General features: G+C 71.1%; 12 protein-coding genes and 1 pseudogene. 3 read left to right on the top strand and 10 right to left on the bottom strand.

All coding sequences use genetic code 11. The features are described 5' to 3' along the window. Window positions 1-65: 65 nt before the first annotated feature. Both ACFPZJ_RS18595 and ACFPZJ_RS18590 read right to left on the bottom strand, forming a co-directional pair. Window positions 66-2,723 (bottom strand): cellulose binding domain-containing protein, encoded by a 2,658-nt coding sequence (locus tag ACFPZJ_RS18595; RefSeq protein WP_381022582.1) that lies wholly within the window; start codon window positions 2,721-2,723, stop codon window positions 66-68. Between the two features lie 163 nt (window positions 2,724-2,886). After that, a complete protein-coding gene (locus ACFPZJ_RS18590) occupies window positions 2,887-5,808 on the bottom strand; it encodes a glycoside hydrolase family 48 protein (RefSeq protein ID WP_381022579.1) in 2,922 nt (973 codons plus the stop codon). A 524-nt stretch (window positions 5,809-6,332) separates the two neighbouring features. Here ACFPZJ_RS18590 and ACFPZJ_RS18585 point away from each other — a divergent pair. Both ACFPZJ_RS18585 and ACFPZJ_RS18580 read left to right on the top strand, forming a co-directional pair. Further along, a complete protein-coding gene (locus ACFPZJ_RS18585; RefSeq protein WP_381022577.1) occupies window positions 6,333-8,054 on the top strand; it encodes a glycoside hydrolase family 6 protein in 1,722 nt (573 codons plus the stop codon). Window positions 8,055-8,198: 144 nt separating this feature from the next. Further along, window positions 8,199-9,062 (top strand): methyltransferase, encoded by an 864-nt coding sequence (locus ACFPZJ_RS18580; protein ID WP_381022574.1) that lies wholly within the window; start codon window positions 8,199-8,201, stop codon window positions 9,060-9,062. 387 nt (window positions 9,063-9,449) lie between these two features. Here the strand turns inward: ACFPZJ_RS18580 and ACFPZJ_RS18575 are convergent, their stop codons facing one another. The 3 genes from ACFPZJ_RS18575 to ACFPZJ_RS18565 all read right to left on the bottom strand — a co-directional run bounded on the left by ACFPZJ_RS18575 (window position 9,450) and on the right by ACFPZJ_RS18565 (window position 13,422). Next, entirely contained in the window at window positions 9,450-10,325 is an 876-nt protein-coding gene (locus ACFPZJ_RS18575) for an aldo/keto reductase (protein ID WP_381022571.1), read from the bottom strand. 76 nt (window positions 10,326-10,401) lie between these two features. Further along, window positions 10,402-12,228, bottom strand: a complete 1,827-nt coding sequence (locus ACFPZJ_RS18570) for an AMP-dependent synthetase/ligase (RefSeq protein ID WP_381022569.1) — start codon at window positions 12,226-12,228, stop codon at window positions 10,402-10,404. Between the two features lie 315 nt (window positions 12,229-12,543). After that, the gene (locus ACFPZJ_RS18565; RefSeq protein WP_381022566.1) at window positions 12,544-13,422 is read right to left on the bottom strand and encodes a LysR substrate-binding domain-containing protein; all 879 of its coding nucleotides are present in this window, start codon (window positions 13,420-13,422) and stop codon (window positions 12,544-12,546) included. Between the two features lie 153 nt (window positions 13,423-13,575). Here ACFPZJ_RS18565 and ACFPZJ_RS18560 point away from each other — a divergent pair, with 153 nt between their 5' ends. Continuing rightward, window positions 13,576-14,589 carry a bile acid:sodium symporter family protein gene (locus ACFPZJ_RS18560; RefSeq protein WP_381022563.1) on the top strand — a complete coding sequence of 338 codons (1,014 nt, stop codon included), beginning with the start codon at window positions 13,576-13,578 and terminating at the stop codon, window positions 14,587-14,589. Here ACFPZJ_RS18560 and ACFPZJ_RS18555 read toward each other — a convergent pair. The 5 genes and pseudogenes from ACFPZJ_RS18555 to ACFPZJ_RS18535 all read right to left on the bottom strand — a co-directional run bounded on the left by ACFPZJ_RS18555 (window position 14,525) and on the right by ACFPZJ_RS18535 (window position 19,965). Beyond that, window positions 14,525-15,766, bottom strand: a complete 1,242-nt coding sequence (locus tag ACFPZJ_RS18555; RefSeq protein ID WP_381022560.1) for a DUF4185 domain-containing protein — start codon at window positions 15,764-15,766, stop codon at window positions 14,525-14,527. The genes ACFPZJ_RS18560 and ACFPZJ_RS18555 overlap by 65 nt on opposite strands. A gap of 18 nt (window positions 15,767-15,784) precedes the next feature. Continuing rightward, window positions 15,785-16,084, bottom strand: a pseudogene (locus ACFPZJ_RS18550) (LamG-like jellyroll fold domain-containing protein); the annotation flags it as partial. A 325-nt stretch (window positions 16,085-16,409) separates the two neighbouring features. Beyond that, window positions 16,410-17,258 (bottom strand): formate dehydrogenase accessory sulfurtransferase FdhD, encoded by an 849-nt coding sequence (fdhD, locus tag ACFPZJ_RS18545; RefSeq protein ID WP_381022557.1) that lies wholly within the window; start codon window positions 17,256-17,258, stop codon window positions 16,410-16,412. Window positions 17,259-17,275: 17 nt separating this feature from the next. Continuing rightward, window positions 17,276-18,136 carry a 2Fe-2S iron-sulfur cluster-binding protein gene (locus tag ACFPZJ_RS18540; RefSeq protein WP_381022556.1) on the bottom strand — a complete coding sequence of 287 codons (861 nt, stop codon included), beginning with the start codon at window positions 18,134-18,136 and terminating at the stop codon, window positions 17,276-17,278. Next, window positions 18,133-19,965 carry an NAD(P)H-dependent oxidoreductase subunit E gene (locus tag ACFPZJ_RS18535; RefSeq protein WP_381023438.1) on the bottom strand — a complete coding sequence of 611 codons (1,833 nt, stop codon included), beginning with the start codon at window positions 19,963-19,965 and terminating at the stop codon, window positions 18,133-18,135. The genes ACFPZJ_RS18540 and ACFPZJ_RS18535 overlap by 4 nt, the downstream gene beginning before the upstream one ends.

Raw genomic sequence — 19,965 nt, 5'->3', positions numbered from 1 at the left:
TCGGGGAGTGGAAGCTGTAAGCGGCCGGTGAGGGCGCGTGCCGTCGCCGGCACACGCCCTCCGGGTCAGCTCACGGTGCAGCTCTGCTCACCGAGCTTGAACGCGGTCGGCCGGGCGTTCGTCCCCGACGCGCTCCCGGTGAAGCCGAAGCTGACCGACGAGCCGGCCGCCACGGTGCCGTTCCAGCCGACGTTCTTCGCCGTCACCGACGGACCCGACTGGGTGAAGCCGGCGTTCCACATCTGCGAGACCTTCTGCCCGTCGGCGAAGGACCAGGTGAGCGACCAGCCGCTCCAGGCACTCGACCCGGTGTTGCTGATCCGGACGTCCGCCTGGAAACCGCCCGACCACTCGTTGGTGACCTTGTACGTCACCGCGCAGGCGCCGGTGGGCGTAGGCGTGGGCTCGCCGCCGCCGTTGTCCCCGCCGCCGGTGTCGGAGGTGTCGCCGTAGACGACACCGCGGCCGTTGGTCGCGACGTACACCCGCCCGTACACCCGCGGGTCACCGGTGATGGCCGCGCCCGTCCAGCCCCACTGGTGGGCGTCGTCGTTGATGCGGGTCCAGGTCGCGCCCTTGTCCGTGGAGCGGAACACGCCGCGGACGCCGCCGATCTTCGCGCTGGTGTACAGCGTCTGGTACGAGGCGCCCGCCTTCGCCTTGCCGAACCCGATCGTGTCGGCCTGCTCGACGTTCGCCAGCTTGGTGAAGCTCGCCCCGCCGTCCGTGGAGTGCCACAGACCGTACGCGCCGCCCGTCGCGCCGCCCGCCAGCCAGATGTCGCCCTTTCCGCCGGGCAGGGCCTTGAAACGAACGCTGTCGCCGCTCGGCAGCCCGGTCGCCGCGGACTCCTTGAAGGTGGCCCCGCCGTCCGTGCTGACGTAGAACTTGCCGGACTTGAAGCCGTAGAACGTCTTGGGATCCACCCGGTCCGACTCGACGATCGCCCCGGCCGGGATGCCGCTGGACGCCGACCACGACGTGCCGAAGCCCGTCGTGTGGTGCACACCCGTGCCCTGCGGGCTCCACACGAACCGGCTGCCGTCGGCCGCCGCCGCGACCGTGCCGCCGCCGCTCGCTCCCGAAGGGTCGCTGCCGGCGAACCAGTTGGCGCCGTTGTCCGTGGAGAACGCGATGTGCGGCCCCGAGTCGAGGTTGCCGACCCGCACCACCGTGTTCGGGTTGGACTCGGCGAAGTCCAGGCTCGTGGTCGTCGTGAAGTTCGGCTGCGTGAACATCATCGACGGCACCTTTGTCAGGTCGGTGTGCCGGAAGCCGCCGATGTCGCCGAGCGCGCTGAGCAGCGGGGCGCCCGACGGGGGAGAGGCCAGGTCGTTGACCGCGGTCTCCTCCAGGCCCTGCACCATCGGTGTGATGGTGAACTTGCCGCCGCTGTCCCAGTTCGTGAGGTTCTCGGTGCCGTAGATCGTCGCGCCCGTGCCGTACATCATCCGGCCGGAGTCGAACGGGTCGATCTCCAGCGCCTCGGTCATCCAGCCCAGCTTCGGGGTCTGCTCGGGCGGCGACGGGTTGGCGCCCCAGGTCAGCCACGGCGACGACGAGACGTCCATCGTGTACCGGTTCTCGCGGTTGGGGTACGACGTGTAGTCCCACGCCTTGGTCCAGGTCGCGCCGCTGTCCGTGGAGCGGAAGAGCTGGGTGTCCGGCCACCAGGAGCTGTAGGCGGTCACCATCACCGTGCCCGGCTTCTGCCGGTCCACCGTCAGACCGCTGAAGCCGTAGTAGGTGTCGGCCTCCGCCACCGGGCTGATGTTCGTCCAGGTGCCGGTCGCCGTCGTGTACCGCCACAACTGGCCCTTGCCGCCGTCGTACGGGCCGCCCTTGTCGCTGTAGGCGAGGTACAGATGGCCGTTCTTCGCGTCCAGGACGCCCTTGTGGGCGAGGTACCCGGTCGGCTGCCCGGCCAGCCGCTGCCAGGTCGCGCCCGCGTCCGTCGAGCGGTACACCGCGTTGTCCTTGTCGGCGACCCCGACGTAGATCGTCTTGGTGGCGCTGCCGGAGGTGCCCGTGGACTCGTCGAACGTGACCCAGACGATGCCCTGGTTGTCGCTGGAGTACCCGGACGTGTCGCTCGGATCGGCCACGTAGGTGCCGACGTTGGGGAAGTTCGTCACCTGGGACCAGGTCACGCCCGAGTCCGTCGACCGCCACAGTCCCTTGCCGCTGGGCGCGCCCAGGTACAGCACGCTGTTCCTGTTCGGGTCGACCGCCAGCCGTTCGCCCATGCCGCGCCCGGGCATGTTGCCGCCCAGCTTGAACGGCAGGTTCGCCTTCTGCCAGCTCGCACCCCGGTTCGAGGAGCGCAGCACGGCGCCGTTCTTGGGGTCCCAGCTGTTGGTGTACGTGCCGACCGCCGCGTACACCTTGTTCGGGTCGGCGGAGTCGGAGGCGAGGCTGACCACACCCGTGTGCCCCCAGTCGTCCCAGCCGATGTGGTCCAGCAGCGGGGTCCAGGTCTTCGTCGACTCCTGCCAGCGGTAGGCGCCCCCGATGTCGGTGCGGGCGTACGCCAGGTTCTTCTCCTTGCGGTTGAAGACGATGCCGGGGACGAAACCGCCGCCGTCGATCCGGGCGTTCTTCCAGGTGTAGGTGTCGGCGGCGACCGTCACCTTCGGCTTCTCGGCGGCCGGCGCGGGCGGGGCGCCCGCGAGCAGCCCGGCCGCCAGCGCCAGCACGGCCGTCAGCATGCGGATTCTTCGCACGGTGGGGGACCTTCCTTTCAGGGGCCTCGCGAGCAAGACCCTTCGGGGACCTCTCAGAAGGCGGGCGCGCGAGGCCGGACGGCCCCCGTGCGGGTGGGGGCCGCCCGGCCGTGGCCCCGGCGTGACGGTGCCGGGGCCGTGCACGCGGAGCGTTAGCGGGGACTTATTCGAGGAGCTCCGCGTACGAGCCCAGGGCGAGGGCGATGTCGGCCTGCGCCCAGAACCGGTGGTACGTGAAGGAGGGTGCGGCCCCGCCCTTCAGATAGGTCTCGACCTTCGACCAGGCCGGGTCGCTCTTGTAGAAGGAGCGGATCGAGTCGAACGTCGACGAGGAGTTGATCGCGTCGCCGTTCGGCATGGTGCCGGTCCAGCCGCTCGGGATGTAGACGGGGTCGTCGAAGCGGTTGTAGTCGGCGCGGGTCTCCGGCACGGCGATGCCGAGCGCGTCCTGGTGGTTCTTCCACATGCCGTCCAGCAGCGCCTTGGCCGTGCTCGCGGCCTCGCTGTCACCGGAGCGGTCGGCGTAGTACGTCAGGGTCCTGGCGTACGCGCCCGCCACACCGACGTCGTTGGTGTAGTCGACGACGGTGACACGCAGATTGCTGTTGGCGCCGGGGCTCGACGGGTTCCAGGTGTCGGGCTGGCCCGACCACTGCAGCGTCGACGGGATCCGGAAGGTGCCGTCCGGGTTGACCGTGGTCTTGGACAGCGCCCAGTCGACCCACTTGTCGAGGACCGTCTTGGCCTGCGCGTTGCCGGTCTGCTGGTACAGCTCGGCGACCCGCTCCATGGACCACGCCTGGAAGCCGAACCACTGGTTGGACGGCGGGTCGTGGTACACCGGCTTCTCGTCGTAGTACATGCCGTAGAACGTCGACTTCCCGGCCGGCGGGGTCGCGTAGCGGCCCGCCCAGCTGTTGGTCGCGCCGCCCGCGATGGCGCCCTCGCTGGACTGCAGCCAGCGGTAGAACTCCAGCTGCCGGTCCATCGACTTGGCCCAGTCCGCCGCTCCCGTCGCCGACTTCGGCTTCAGGGGCGCGTAGTTGGCGAGCGCGTACGCGGCCAGCGGGTTCTGGTAGCCGCCGTGGGCGTGGCTGGAGCCGATGCGCCAGGCCCAGCCCGCGGAGGTGTCGGTGGCGCCGCCCCAGGCGTAGTACCAGGACAGCAGGTAGTGCGAGGCGTCCTTGCCGGTCCCCGCCGGGCAGGACGCCGGCCCCACGCAGTTGCCGATCTTCTTGAAGTACTTGTCGTACATGGCGTAGCGCAGGTAGTCGCCCATCTTCGCCGCCTTGGCGACGGTCCCGGAGACCTCGCCGCCCTTGCCCTGCTCCTTGGCCCACTTGTCGGCCCAGTACGCGGCCTGCACGGCACGCGCGTCGGCGTCCGGGGCGTTGGTGAACTTCCACTGCTTGGCGTAGGAGGCGTCACCGGTGAACAGGTCGAGGTAGCCGTTCTTCCCGCCGTACTTGAAGGCGTCGCAGGTCGGCTGCGGCACCGTCTCCCACACCGACTCCTGCGCACCGCGCTGGAAGGTGTTGATGTACGACGGTCCGGTCGCGGTCGGGCCGGCCTCGCACTTGCCGGGCTCGTTGCCGTAGCCGTAGACGTTGTCGACGTCCTGGAGCCAGTGCATGCCGTAGACGTCGTCCGTGCCGTAGGCGCTCCTCAGCTCGCCCGCGATCGGGTCAGAACCGACCGAGACCCCGGTGTCGAGCTTCGCCGGGTACTCGTTGGGTGTGTCCAGCTCGGGCGCGTACGTCGCCGGCTTGGAGGCGTTGTAGAAGGAGTTCGTCGGCTGGTCGGCGCGGGTGGGGATCATGTACTTCTCCATGAGCTCCCACGCGTTGTTGAACTTCGACCAGTCGCCGGTCACCCGGCCGTACGTGGCCTGCAGCCAGAGGAGGTAGCTGTAGGCCTCGGACGTGGTCTCGTGACCGTGGTCCGGCGCCTCGACGATCAGCGTCTCGACCGAGTGGTAGGGGATGCCCTCGGGCGAGAAGTAGCCGTTCGCCGGGTTGGTGATCTTCCCGTACAGCTCCAGGAACCGGGCGTCGTACGCCTTCGTCGCCGCCAGCTGCGTCACGGTGACCGCGGCCTTGGCGTGACCCGGGGCCGTCGACTCGAACACGGCCGAGCCCGTACCGGAGTTCGCGGCCGTGATGGTCACCTTCTGCGCGGTGTTCCAGTTCGACGGTGTGAAGGTGAGCGTCGCGCCACCGGTGACCGTGAGCCCCGAATTGCCGCTCGCCCGGGCCGTCGTGACGGTGACGTTCGCGGTCGGCTGCTTGGAGAGCTTCACCTCGTACGTGCCCGTCTTGCCCTGCTGCACGCCGAGTTGGGTCGGCGAGGCGACGACCGTCGGGCCCGAGGAGACCGTGATGCCGACCGGCGTGGAGCTCGCGGAGGCGCCCAGGCTGTCGTACGCCTTCGCCACCAGCGAATGGCTGCCCACGGTCAAATCAGACACCGAGAGCGAGTAGGGCGAGCTCGTGTCCGTGCCCAACAGCTTGGTGTCGTCGTAGAACTCCACCTTGGTGATGGTGGCGTTGTCGGCGGCCGCGGCGGTGGCCGCCATCGGGACCGCTTCGCCCTGGGTGTAGACGGCGCCCGCGGCCGGGCTGGTCAGCACGGTGATCGGCGGCTGGTGGGCGCCGGCGCACGTCGTGCCGTTGACCGCGAAAGAGGCCGGAGCGGTGTTGGTGCCGCTGTAGCTGAACTGCGCTCCGGTGGAGACGGCGGCGTTGGCGGCGATCCGCGCGTTGTGCGAGGCGTTCTTCACCGTGATGTTCTGGCCCGACTGGGACCAGGTGCCGTTCCAGCCGGTGCCCTGGAGCTTCTGGTTGCCGGTGTAGGAGTAGGCCAGCGTCCAGCCGTCGATGACGTCCGTGCCGCGGTTGGTGATGGTCAGGTCCGCGGTGAAGCCGGAACCCCAGTCGTTCGTCCTGTAGTCGACGCTGCACTGAACCGCCGCCGCCTGGGCGGGAGTCGACGCCGTGGAGAGCATCGTCAGCGGAAGCGCGAGAGCCGCCACGGCAGCGGTCCACAACCGCCGCACGGCTCTGCGTCTCCTGGGTGGGGGATGCATGGTGCTGGTTCCTCCTTGCGGCTCGGAGAAGTCAAGGCTTGAACCAGTGGGAGCGCTCCCATAGTGGGGACGGGGGTCAAGGGGGTCAAGGTGTTCGAAGAGTCGAAAAGATTCGACGGGGCGAGTTGAGCGAAAGTCAGTGAATCCCCTGTTCTTTACCGTGACTTGGCGCTAGCTTCGTTGACACCAGTGGGAGCGGTTCCATCAGTCGACGCGTCCGCCGCGACGCGCCTGAACTGCAAGGACTCGCTCATGCGACACCCCCCGCGTTCAGTACTTTCAGCCGGCGCGAGAGTCGTCACCGCCCCCGGCACGGCGCCCGTACCGGTCGCCACGGCTTCGGCATCCGCACCCGCGCGCACGCAACTCCCCGTCCGCAGTGACCTCTCCTGCCCGGACCGGACCTGGACCACCTGGGACCGCAGCTCCGGTCCCGCCCTGTCCTTCACGCAGGGCCGAGGGAATCCCACGCGATCCACGACGCACGGACAACGGACCCCCTACGGAAGAGGAAACCCCCACTCATGAGCCGCACCAGAACCGCACTCCTCGCCGCCCTGGCGCTGACCGCCGGGGCCTCCGGGACGGCACTCGCCGCCGACCCCGGCGGGACCGGCACCGCCGCCGTCCCCTGCACGGTCGACTACAAGGTGCAGAACCAGTGGTCCACCGGCTTCACCGCCGCCGTCACCGTCACCAACAACGGCGCCGCCAAGTCGGCGTGGTCGCTGAAGTGGACCTATGGCGGCGACCAGAAGATCACCAGCGGCTGGAACGCCAAGCTCAGCCAGAGCGGCACCGCCGTCACCGCCGCCAACGAGACCTACAACGGCACGCTGGCGACCGGCAGTTCGGTCAGCTTCGGCTTCCAGGCCACCTACAGCGGCAGCAACGCCGTCCCCGGCACCTTCACCCTCGACGGCGTCACCTGCAACGTCGACGACGGCAGCGGCGGGCCCGGCGGACCCACCGATCCGCCCCCCGGAACGGGCAACCGGGTCGACAACCCGTACGCCGGCGCCAAGGTGTACGTGAACCCGGAGTGGTCGCGCAAGGCCGCCGCCGAGCCGGGCGGCAGCCGGATCGCCAACCAGCCCACCGGTGTCTGGCTCGACCGGATCGCCGCCATCAACGGTGTGAACGGCGGTATGGGGCTGCGCGCCCACCTCGACGAGGCCCTGAGGCAGAAGGGCAGCGGCGAACTCGTCGTCCAGCTGGTGATCTACAACCTGCCCGGCCGCGACTGCGCCGCGCTCGCCTCCAACGGCGAGCTGAAGGCCGACGAGATCGACAAGTACAAGACGCAGTACATCGATCCGATCAAGGCGATCCTCGCGGACCCGAAGTACGCCTCGCTGCGGATCGTGAACACGATCGAGATCGACTCCCTGCCGAACCTCGTCACCAACGTCACGCCGCGGCCCACCGCGACCGCCAACTGCGACACGATGAAGGCCAACGGCAACTACGTCAAGGGCGTCGGCTACGCGCTCAACAAGCTCGGTGACGTGCCGAACGTCTACAACTACGTGGACGCCGGGCACCACGGCTGGATCGGCTGGGACGACAACTTCTCGGCGTCCGTCCAGACCATCAAGCAGGCGGCGACCGCCGAGGGCGCCACGGTCAACGACGTCCAGGGCTTCATCACCAACACCGCCAACTACAGCGCCCTGAAGGAGCAGTACTTCACCATCAACGACTCCGTCGGCGGCAAGTCGGTCCGCGAGTCGAAGTGGGTGGACTGGAACCGCTACGTCGACGAGCTGTCCTTCGCCCAGGCCTTCCGGGGCGAGGCGGTCAAGCAGGGCTTCGCCTCGGGCGTCGGCATGCTGATCGACACCTCCCGCAACGGCTGGGGCGGCTCCGCCCGGCCCACCGGCCCGGGTGCGACGACCACCGTCGACACCTACGTCAACGGCGGCCGTATCGACCGGCGCATCAACGTCGGCAACTGGTGCAACCAGTCCGGGGCCGGCCTCGGCGAACGCCCGAGGGCCAACCCGGAGCCCGGAATCGACGCCTACGTGTGGATGAAGCCGCCGGGGGAGTCCGACGGTTCCAGCAAGTTCATCGACAACGACGAGGGCAAGGGCTTCGACCGGATGTGCGACCCGACGTACACCGGCAACCCGCGCAACGGCAACAACCTGTCGGGCGCCCTGCCGGACGCGCCCATCTCCGGCCACTGGTTCTCCGCCCAGTTCCAGGAGCTCATGAGGAACGCGTACCCGCCGCTGTCCTGACCCGGTGACCCCCGGGTGATCCGCCGGAGCCGGCCCTCGGGGCCCCGCTCCGGCGGATCGCCTTTTTGCGGTACCGGCAACAGGAGTGGCCCGCGCGCGGTGCGTCGTCGCACGCTGAGCGCATCCGAGCGAGAGGCTGACGACATGGCGCACCACCACGATCACACCGACATCGACTGGGCCGAGATGGCCCCGCTGCTGGAAGCCCAGGCCGAGTTGTTCATGCCGATGAACGAACGGGCGCTGGCCTGGCTGGGGAAGGAGGTGACCGAGCCGGGGCTGATCGTCGACGCGGGCAGCGGACCCGGCGTCCTGTCGTGCCTGTTCGCCGAGATGTTCCCGGGCGCCCGGGTGGTGGCCGTGGACGGCTCCGCACCGCTGCTGGAGCGGGCCCGGGCCCGCGCCGCCCGCCAGGGAGCCGCCGACCGCTTCAGCACGCTCACCGGTGAACTGCCCGACGTCCTCGACCAGTTGGACTACCCGGCCGACCTGCTGTGGGCGAGCCGCAGCCTGCACCACCTCGGTGACCAGCGTGCCGGGCTCGCCGCGTTCGCCGCGCGGCTGGCCCCCGGCGGCACTCTGGCGATCATGGAGGGCGGTCTGCCGGCGCGGTTCCTGCCGCGTGACATCGGCATCGGGCGGCCCGGGCTCCAGGCCAGGATCGACGCGCTGGAGGCGGAGTGGTTCGCCCGGATGCGGGCCGACCTGCCGGGCCATGTCGCGGAGACCGAGCACTGGCCCGCCCTGCTGGCCGCGGCGGGCCTGAAGCACACCCGGACGCGCAGCTTCCTCCTCGACCTGCCCGCCCCGGCCTCCGACCGGGTCCGGGCCTATGTCGCGGCGTCCCTGTCCCGTCTGCGCGAGGGACTCGCCGACGGGCTCGACGCCGAGGACCGAGCCACCCTCGACCGGCTCCTCGACCCCGAGGACGAGGCGAGCGTGCACCGCCGGCCGGATGTGTTCGTCCTGGCGGCGCACACGGTGCACACGGCCGTACGGACGGGCTGACCACCGCGGCCCCGCGGCGTCCGGCTGCGGGATGCGGCGCTTGACTTCGACAGCGCCTCAAGCGAGGGACTCCCCGGTGCTCCCATGTGACTCGCGCTCGTCGAGACACCCAGGGGGCACCAGGACCGCTTCTCACGTCACGCTCATCACCGGCGGCGGCAGCGGCGTCGGTGCCGCCGCCGAGAGCCACCCCGCCGCCCGGTCCGGCATCGCGCTCACCGACGTGCTCGGCCCGGCCCCGCTCATCAGGGTTCGATCGACGCCCTGACGCAGACGCGCGGGCGGATGTGGTCGTACGGCCCTCGGACAGCCCACCTGAGAACGCGACGCGCCCCGGCGCGGACCCACCAGGGGTCCGCCCGGGGCGTTTCACACCGCGCCTGGTCGTCAGGCCATCTCGAACGTCGCGGGGTCCGGGCCCAGGCGACGGTCCTCGTTCAGGGCGCTGATCGCCGCGAGATCCTCGGCGTCCAGGGTGAAGTCGAAGACCTCGATGTTCTCCTTGATCCGCGACGGTGTCACGGACTTGGGGATCACCACGTTGCCGAGCTGGATGTGCCAGCGCAGCACGACCTGGGCCGGGGTGCGGTTGTGCTTCTGGGCGATCGCCACGACGGCCGGGACCTCCAGCAGGCCCTTGCCCTGGCCGAGCGGCGACCACGCCTCGGTGGCGATGCCCTGCTCGGCGTGGTACTCGCGGGCGGCGTGCTGCTGCAGATGCGGGTGCAGCTCGATCTGGTTGACCGCCGGGACGACCGACGTCTCGGCGATCAGCCGCTCCAGGTGCTCCGGAAGGAAGTTGGAGACGCCGATCGCGCGGATCCGGCCGTCGGCGTGCAGCTTCTCGAACGCCTTGTAGGTGTCGACGTAGGTGTCCCGGCTGGGCAGCGGCCAGTGGATCAGGTACAGGTCCACGTAGTCCAGGCCGAGCTTCGCCAGGGACTCGTCGAAGGCGCGCAGCGTGGAGTCGTACCCCTGGTCGCTGTTCCAGAGCTTGGTGGTGACGAAGATCTCCTCGCGGGGGACACCGGACGCGGCGATGGCCTTGCCGGTGCCCTCTTCGTTGCCGTAGATCGCCGCTGTGTCGATGCTGCGGTACCCGGCCTGCAGGGCCGTCGTGACGGCCGACTCGGCCTCGTCGTCCGGCACCTGCCAGACACCGAAGCCCAGCTGGGGCATCTCGACGCCGTTGTTCAGGATGATCGGGGGGACCTTGCTCACGAGCTCTCGATCCTTACGGTTGTCGTCAGGTGGTACTCCCATCGTCAACGATCACAGGCCGCGATGCATTCCTGACGGGAGAATTCCAGGGTTGACGAAGTGCCCGTGACGGGACGATTCAGGCACGGTAGAGGGCATCGACCTCGGTGGCGTACGCCTTCTCGATCGCCTTGCGCTTCAGTTTCAGCGACGGCGTGAGCAGTCCGTGCTCCTCGGTGAACGGCTGCGCCAGGATGCGGAACGTGCGGATCGACTCGGCCTGCGAGACCAGCGTGTTGGCCGCGACCACGGCCCGCCGCACCTCCGCCTCAAGGTCGGGGTCGCGCACCAGCTGCTGCGGGGTCATCCTCGGTTTGTCGCGCATCATCAGCCAGTGCTCGACGGCCTCCTGGTCCAGGGTCACCAGGGCGGCGATGTACGGGCGGTCGTTGCCGACGACGATGCACTGGCTGACCAGCGGATGGTCGCGGACGCGTTCCTCCAGCACGCCGGGCGAGACGCTCTTGCCCCCCGACGTGACCACGATCTCCTTCTTGCGGCCGGTGATGGTCAGGTAGCCGTCCTCGTCGAGGGAACCGAGGTCGCCGGTGGCCAGCCAGCCGTCGTGCAGCGTCTCGTCGGTGGCCTTGGGGTTGTTGAGGTAGCCCTGGAAGACGTTGTCGCCGCGCAGCCAGATCTCGCCGTCGTCCGCGATGTGCACGGTGACGCCCGGGATGGGCTGCCCGACCGTGCCGTAGCGGGTGCGCTCGGGCGGGTTCGCGGTCGCGGCCGCCGTGGACTCGGTCAGGCCGTACCCCTCGTAGATGTGCACGCCCGCGCCCGCGAAGAACAGCCCGAGCCGCCGGTCCATCGCCGATCCGCCCGACATCGCGTGCCGGATACGGCCTCCCATCGCGGCGCGCACCTTGGAGTAGACGAGCTTGTCGAACAGCTGGTGCTGCATCCGCAGCCCCGCCGAGGGGCCGGGGCCCACGCCCCACGCCTTGTTCTCCATGGCGTCCGCGTACCGCACGGCGACCTCGACCGCCTTCTCGAACGGCCCGGCCTTGCCCTCCTTCTCGGCCTTGCGGCGCGCGGCGTTGAACACCTTCTCGAAGATGTACGGCACGGCGAGGATGAACGTCGGCCTGAACGCGGCCAGATCGGGCAGCAGCGCCGCGGCGTTCAGCTGCGGCTGGTGGCCGAACTTCACCTTGCCGCGGATCCCGGCGACCTCCACCATCCGCCCGAAGACGTGCGCGAGCGGCAGGAACAGCAGCGTCGCCGCCTCGTCGCCCTTCCTGGAGTGGAACACCGGCTCCCAGCGCCGGATCACGGTGTCCGCCTCGTACATGAAGTTGCCGTGCGAGATGACGCAGCCCTTGGGGCGGCCCGTGGTGCCCGAGGTGTAGATGATGGTGGCGACCGAGTCCGGGGTGACCGCCTGCCGGTGCCGGTGCACCACCTCGTCGTCGAGGTGGGCGCCCGCGTCGTACAGCTCCTGCAGGGCGCCGGCGTCCAGCTGCCACAGCCGGCGCAGCTGCGGCAGCCGGTCGATGACGGTGGCGATCGTCATCGCGTGGTCCTCGTGCTCCACGACCGCGGCGGTGACCTCGGCGTCGTACAGCATCCAGAAGCACTGCTCGGCCGACGACGTCGGATACACCGGCACCACCTGCGCGCCGATCGTCCACAGCGCGAAGTCGAACAGCGTCCACTCGTAGCGGGTACGGGACATGATCGCGACCCGGTCGCCGAAGCGGACCCCCTGGGCCAGCAGGCCCTTGGCGAGGGCGAGCACCTCGTCGCGGAACTCGGCGCTGGTGACGTCCCGCCACCGGCCGCTGTCGTCCTTGCGGCCGAGCGCGATGTGCAGCGGGTCCTCCTGGGCATGGTGGAAGACGACGTCGGCCAGACCGCCCACCGGCGGTGCCAGCGTCAACGGAGGGTTGGTGAACTCGCGCAAACCCCGCTCCCCGCTCTTCGTGCCACTCCGCACAGCGCGTGAAAGCTACCCCACGCGCAGAAGGGGCGGGAGGGGGTGGGAAGGGGAGTGACGCACTTGTACGGGCTGGTCACGGGCAGACAATGCGCTCACATGCGGAAGGGTCGGACAGAAAACTGACGGTTGAGTAAGTTTCGGTGCCGTAATCTCCACCGAATCTGTACGACCACGCCACGGCCGGCGCCGCTCACCGGTATGTGGCCACAGCGCCACCGTCCTTTCTTCTCCCAGCGTCGGAGCAGCGGAATCCGTCACTCCGGCCGGCCGCGCCGGCCCTCACAACCCCCGGTGCCGGCTGCGCTGGAGCCTGTCCCCGCCCGCCAGGATCGCCGCCGCCAGGGCGTCCGCCGCGCCCTGGGCGGAGCTGAGGCGGCGGCCGTGGACCAGGACGAAGTCGACGCGGCCCAGCTCCGGCAGGCCCGCCCGGTCGGGGATCCGCACCAGGCCCGGCGGGATGAGGCCCCGCGAGTGCGCCATCACCCCGAGGCCCGCCCGGGCCGCCGCGATCAGGCCGTTGAGGCTGCCGCTCGTGCACGCGACGCGCCACTCACGGCCCTGCCGCTGCAGTGCCTCCAGGGCCAGCGCCCGGGTGATGCCGGGCGGCGGATAGACGATGAGCGGCACGGGACGGTCCGGGTCCAGGCGGAGCCGCTCCGCGCCGATCCACACCAGCCGGTCGTGCCACACCAGCTCGCCGCGCGGATCCTCCGGGCGCCGCTTGGCCAGCACCAGGTCCAGCTTTCCGGCCGTCAACTGCTCGTGCAGTGTGCCGGACAGCTCGACCGTCAGCTCCAGATCGACCTCCGGGTGGTCGTGGCGGAAGCCCTCCAGGATCTCCGGCAGCCGGGTCAGCACGAAGTCCTCCGACGCGCCGAAGCGCAGCCGGCCGCGCAGCCGGGTGCCGGTGAAGAACGCCGTGGCCTGCTCGTGCACCTCCAGGATCCGCCGCGCGAAGCCGAGCATCGCCTCGCCGTCCTCCGTCAGCTCCACGGAGTGGGTGTCCCGGGTGAACAGCTGCCGCCCGGTGGCGTCCTCCAGCCGCCGGACGTGCTGGCTGACGGTGGACTGGCGCAGCCCGAGCCGCCGGGCGGCCTGCGTGAAGCTCAGGGTCTGGGCCACCGACAGGAACGTACGCAGGTGAGAGGGGTCGTACACTCCCGCAGCTTATCGCAGAACGTGATGACAGTGAGTGTGGTGTGCCGGATTCCCGATCGGCGGGTGAGGGAGCACGATGGAGGGGGGACCCGTGTACCGCCGACAGCACCGAGCAAGTGGAGCACCGTGAAAAGCCTGCGATGGCCGAGTTGGATGCCGATCGACCCCTACATCCTGCTCTTGCTCGCGACGGTGGGACTCGCCGCGCTGCTCCCGGCGCGGGGAACGGCCGCCGACGCGGCGTCCGGGGCCTCGACGGCCGCGATCGCCCTCCTCTTCTTCCTCTACGGGGCCCGGCTGTCCACCCGTGAGGCGCTGGACGGGCTGAAGCACTGGCGGCTCCACGTCACCGTCCTGGCCTGCACCTTCGCCGTCTTCCCGCTGCTCGGGCTCGCCGCGCGCGGGCTCGTCCCGGTGTTCCTGACGCACCCGCTCTACCTGGGCCTGCTCTTCCTGACGCTGGTGCCGTCGACCGTGCAGTCGTCGATCGCCTTCACCTCCATCGCCCGCGGCAACGTGCCTGCCGCGATCTGCGCGGGCTCCTTCTCCTCGCTCGTCGGCATCGTCGCCACCCCGCTGCTGGCGGCCGCGCTGCTCGGCGGCACGGGCGGCGGCTTCTCCGCCGACTCGCTGGTGAAGATCGTGCTGCAACTGCTGGTGCCGTTCCTCGCCGGGCAGCTGCTGCGCCGCTGGATCGGCGGGTTCGTCACCCGCCACAAGAAGGTTCTCGGGCTGGTCGACCGCGGCTCGATCCTGCTCGTCGTCTACACCGCCTTCAGCCAGGGCATGATCCAGGGCATCTGGCACCAGGTCAGTCCGGTCCGGCTGGCCGGGCTGCTCGCCGTCGAGGCCGTGCTGCTGGCCGTGATGCTGCTGCTGACCTGGTACGGCGGCAAGGTGCTGGGCTTCGGCCGCGAGGACCGCATCGTGCTCCAGTTCGCCGGTTCGAAGAAGTCCCTGGCGGCCGGGCTGCCCATGGCGAGCGTGCTGTTCGGCGCCCAGGCCTCGCTGGCCGTGCTGCCGCTGATGCTCTTCCACCAGATGCAGCTGATGGTGTGCGCGGTGATCGCCAAGCGCCGGGCCCGCGACCCCCGCGAAGAGGTCACCGCGTCGGCGCCAGCCGCAGCGTCACGAACCGCGGTCGGTACAGGGACACGTTCCGGCTGAGCTGCGCCGCCGCCTGGGTGGTCTCCAGCCAGTTGACGTCGTAGCTGAGCACGAGACGGCCCTCGCCGCTGAGCGCCGGGTGCGCCTGCGGGTTGTACGCGGCGACCCCGCCGCGCGGCAGCGACGGGCTGAACTCCCCGGTCGGCCCGTGCCACGGCCCGGTCGGGGAACAAGCCCAGTACGACGTGACCGTGGTCAGCCCCTTGGTGCCCGCCGCCATCGTGAACAGCACGTACGTCCCGTCCTGCCGCACCACCGAGAACGCGCTGCCCACTCCCGTGCGGCGCCCGTCCCCCAGCACGGGGCGGGGCCGCGCGCCCCAGGCGGAGCCGTTCCAGTACCGCCAGGCGGCCGGATCGGCGAGCCGGCCTTCGGGGACGCGGGCCACGTACGCCTGCGAGGCGGGACGGGAGGCGGCCTGGCCGTCGTCGCCGCCGAAGACGTACGTCCAGCCGTCCTCCTTCACCAGCGTGGTGCCGAACAGGACACGCCGGGACGGATCGGGCACCAGCTGCTGGTCGAGCACGTTCACGACCGATTCCAGGCGCAGGTCCGGCAGTGACAGCGTGGCGACCTCCGTCGCGGTGGGCACGCCGTAGATCCAGGGGGAGGCACCGGCCGCGCGGACCCACAGCAGCACCCGCACCACCTGCTCGGACGAGCCGGGGGAGCGCGACTCGACGCGGGCGGCCACCGGCCAGCGCCACTGGTTCGGGGCCGGGTCGGGGAAGAGCGGGGCGGGCAGGGTGGTCTCCAGGCGGCCGCCGCGCATCACGACGGCCGAGTTGCGCACGAGTGGCGCGGTCGCGTCCCGCCATGCGTGGGACTCACCGGCCGGGTTGGGCGGGCCGTGCACCCGGCCCAGGTAGGTGTCCGAGAACAGCCACAGGATCCGGCCGTCCGGCAGCCGCAGCGAGTGGGTGCCGTCCCCGCCGGTCCAGTCGTCGGTGCGGACCGGGTCGTCGCCGTAGCGGGCGAACTCGCCGGTGAGGCGGTCGTCGGCCGACCAGGCGGCGACCGCACGCGGTGCGCAGCCGCTGCCGTCGCGCCGTCCGCCGCCCTCCGGGTCCCCGTCCTGCGGGAGCCCGGTGAGCAGCACGGCCCCGAGAACCAGGGCCAGCACCAGGCCGATCCCGGTTCCCGCGCGCTGTCGTGCTCGTGCTGTGGCGTCGGGCACGCTCCGGGACGTTAGTGGCTACCGGCGCACCCGGTCCACGGGGAGCCACACAACGGCGCCGGCCGTGGCCGAAGCCGGGCGGCCGGTGGCCGGTTCCTCGTCGCCGGAGGCCCGGTTCCGGACGCGCACGTCGTCGATGGCGTCGGCGAAGTGGGCCCGGCCGTCCAGGCGTCGGCCGACGTTCGCACCGAACGGCACGTCGCGGTGGACCGGATCCGGGCATGTCCGCGGTGCTACGGCCCTTCCGTCGAGGAGGAGCGTGAGCCGCCCTCCGCCGTGACGCGGGGCGAGGTGGTGCCAGCGGCCGTCGTCGGGCGCGCCGGCACCGGCGGTGCCGACGTACGCCGACCGCGGGGGTGCGGCGCCGTCGCGACGGTGAGCAGGCGCCCGGCCGGCGAACGACGCGCCTGGCGGCGCTGTCGGGGGCCGATCGGCGGCACCGGAGCGAGCGCCCGTTCACTGGCGCCGCTGTCGGCGGCCGAGCGGGCGGACGTCGTGCGGATGACGCGGTCGCCGGTTGCGGACCTCCGGCACGGAGGGGCGAGGGTGGTGGTGGGGTCGGGTGGGGTGAGACGGGGCCCCTGCGGCGCAGGGGGCGCTCCCCGCCGGTCGGGGCCCCGCCGCCGTGTCGCGGGGAACCGTCTCAGCCCTGGGCGGCCGCGGCCCGCAGGGCGATGCGGTCCTCGCCCGCGTACACGTTCATGGAGCTGCCCCGCAGGAAGCCCACCAGTGTCAGCCCCGTCTCGGCGGCCAGGTCCACGGCCAGCGAGGACGGCGCGGAGACGGCCGCCAGGACCGGGATCCCGGCCATGACCGCCTTCTGCGCCAGCTCGAAGGAGGCCCGGCCGGAGACCAGCAGGATCGTCCGGGACAGCGGCAGACCGCCGTCCTGCAGGGCGCGGCCGACCAGCTTGTCGACCGCGTTGTGCCGGCCGACGTCCTCCCGTACGTCCAGCAGCTCCCCGTCCTCGTCGAACAGGGCGGCCGCGTGCAGGCCCCCGGTCCGGTCGAAGACCCGCTGGGCCGCGCGCAGCCGGTCGGGGAGGCGCGCGAGCAGCTCCGGGTCCACGCGGACCGGGGGAGTGTCCGCGATCTGCCAGCGGGCCGTCGTACGGACCGCGTCGAGGCTCGCCTTGCCGCACAGGCCGCAGGAGGAGGTGGTGTAGACGTTGCGCTCCAGGGTGATGTCGGGGATCGCCACACCCGGCGCGGTCTGCACGTCCACCACGTTGTACGTGTTCGAGCCGTCCGCCGTGGCGCCCGCGCAGTACACGATGTTCCGCAGGTCCGCGGCGGTGCCGAGCACCCCCTCGCTGACCAGGAAGCCCGCCGCCAGCGCGAAGTCGTCACCGGGCGTCCGCATCGTGATCGCCAGCGGCTTGCCGTTCAGCCGGATCTCCAGGGGCTCCTCGGCGACGAGCGTGTCCGGACGGCTGGAGACCGCCCCGTCCCGGATCCGGAGCACCCTGCGTCGTTCCGTGACTCGTCCCATGTCCCCATCAGTCCCGTTCAGTCCCGGTTCTGTACGTGCTGGTAGCCGAAGCGGCCCTTGATGCACAGGTTGCCGTGGGTCACCGGGTTGTCGTGCGGCGAGGTGACCTTGACGATTTCATTGTCCTGCACGTGCAGGGTGAGGTTGCAGCCCACGCCGCAGTACGCGCACACCGTGGTCGTCCGCGTCTGCCGCGACTCGTCCCACGTACCCGCCGCCCGCATGTCGAACTCCGACTTGAAGGACAGCGCCCCCGTCGGGCACACCTCGATGCAGTTCCCGCAGTACACGCAGGCCGAGTCCGTCAGCGGCGCGTTGTGCTCGACGGCGATCCGCGCGTCGAAGCCGCGCCCGGCGACCGAGATCGCGAAGGTGTTCTGCCACTGGTCGCCGCAGGCGTCCACGCACTTGTAGCAGAGGATGCACTTGTCGTAGTCGCGCACGTACAGGTCGTTGTCGATTTTCGGTTCCTCGTTCAGCCGGGCCGCGTCCGGGCCGAAGCGGTCCGGCTTCGCCTCGTACTCCTTGATCCACTCGGCGGCCTTCGGCGTCGTCGACAGGTCGACGGACGAGGCGAGCAGTTCCAGGACGATCTTGCGGCTGTGCCGGGCGCGCTCGGTGCCCGTCCGCACCTCCATGCCCGGCTCGGCCCTGCGGGAACAGGCCGGGACGAGGGTGCGGGAGCCCTCGACCTCGACGACGCAGACGCGGCAGGCGTTCTTCGGAGTGAGCGTGTCGCCCTGGCAGAGGGTGGGGATGTCCTTCCCGGCGGCCCGGCAGGCGTCGAGGATCGTCGAGCCCTCCGGGACCCGCGCTTCCTGCCCGTCGATCGTGAACTCCACCAGCCGGCGCGGCACCCCCAGCGGTATCGCGGTCATTCGTACGCCCCCAGACGGTCGATGGCGGATTCCACGGCGTTCCACGCGGTCTGCCCGAGACCGCAGATCGAGGCGTCCCGCATCGCGCGGCCGACCTCTCTGAGCAGGGCGATGTCATCGGCGGCGGCGACCCCCGTACGCTCCACGATCCGGTGCAGTGCCTCCTGCTGGCGCACGGTCCCGACCCGGCACGGCACGCACTGCCCGCACGACTCGTCCCGGAAGAACTCCGCTATGCGCACCAGCAGCCGCGGCAGGGGCACCGTGTCGTCGAAGGCCATGACGACCCCCGAGCCGAGCGTCGTGCCCGCCTGTCGGGTGCCTTCGAAGGTGAGCGGGATGCCGAGTTCGTCGGGCCGTACGAACCCGCCCGCCGCTCCGCCGAGCAGCACGGCCCGGAGCCCCTTGCGTACTCCGGCGAGCTCCAGCAGCTCGCCCAGCGTCGCCCCGAAGGGGAGTTCGTAGATCCCGGGCCGGTCCACGCTCCCCGACACGCAGAACAGCTTCGGCCCGGTGGACTTCGCCGTGCCGATCGCCGCGTACGCCGGGGCCCCCATCGTCAGGATCGGCAGCACGTTGACCAGCGTCTCGACGTTGTTCTCGGCGGTGGGCTTGCCGAACAGGCCCTTCTCCACCGGGAAGGGCGGCTTCGAGCGCGGCTCGCCCCGGTAGCCCTCGATGGAGTTGAACAGGGCGGTCTCCTCACCGCAGATGTACGCCCCCGCGCCCCGCCGGATCTCGATGTCGAAGGCGTAGCCCTGGCCGAGGATGTCCTCGCCGAGCAGACCGCGCGCGCGGGCCTGCGCAAGGGCGTGGGTGAGGCGGGCGAGGGCCCGCGGATACTCGCCGCGCAGGTACAGGTAGCCCTTGTGCGCGCCGATCGCGTACGCCGCGACGGTCATCGCCTCGACCAGCGCGTACGGGTCGCCCTCCATGAGCACGCGGTCCTTGAAGGTGCCCGGCTCGGACTCGTCGGCGTTGCAGACGAGGTAGTGCGGGTGGTCGGGCTGGGACGCCGTAACCTGCCACTTGCGGCCGGTGGGGAAGGCGGCGCCGCCGCGCCCGGCCAGACCGGAGTCGGTGACCTCGCGGATGACCCCTGCGGGGCCCAGCTCGAAGGCCCGGCGCAGGGCCGCGTAGCCGCCGTGGGCGCGGTAGTCGTCCAGCGAGGACGGGTCGACGATTCCGACCCGGCGCAACAGGATCAGGTCCCCCTGAGGCGCCTGGGGCACCGCCATCGCCGCGGGCGGCTCCTCCGGCGCCGAGTCGGGGGCGGTCGCGGCGAGGACGGCCTCCTCCACGGTCGCCGGAGCCGACACCGCCGTGCGCACCGGGTCCCCGGCCTTGATCGCGAGCGCCGCCGGGGCGCGTTCGCACAGGCCGAGGCAGGGGCTGCGCTCCACGCTCACCCCGCTGCCGAGGCCGAGCCGTGCCTCGATCCCGGCGCACAGCCCGGCCGCTCCGGCCGCCGTGCACGCCAGGTCCGTGCACACCTGGAGCACGGTCGCCGGACGCGGCTTGACGGAGAACATGGCGTAGAAGGTGGCGACCCCGTACGCCTCCGCCGGCGGCACGGTCAGCCGCCGGCACAGGTAGTCGAGGGCGCCCTCGCTGATCCAGCCGACCCGGTCGTTGATCGCGTGCAGCCCCGGCAGCAGCAGGTCGCGGCGGTCCCGGGCCTCCCGTCCGCCGCGGGCCCACCTCAGATCGGCGGCCCTCATCTCGTCGCGGGCGGCGCCCTCCCAGGAGGACTCCGGAGGGCCGAGCAGGGCGTCGACGGCTGCCCTCTCCTCGTCCGTCGGTTTGCTGTCGCCGAAGCGCAGGTCCAC

This window comes from Streptomyces bullii, assembly GCF_042657145.1.
Lineage (GTDB): Bacteria > Actinomycetota > Actinomycetes > Streptomycetales > Streptomycetaceae > Streptomyces > Streptomyces bullii.
Note: the sequence above shows the minus strand (reverse complement) of the source record. Positions and strands in the feature narration are given on the sequence as shown.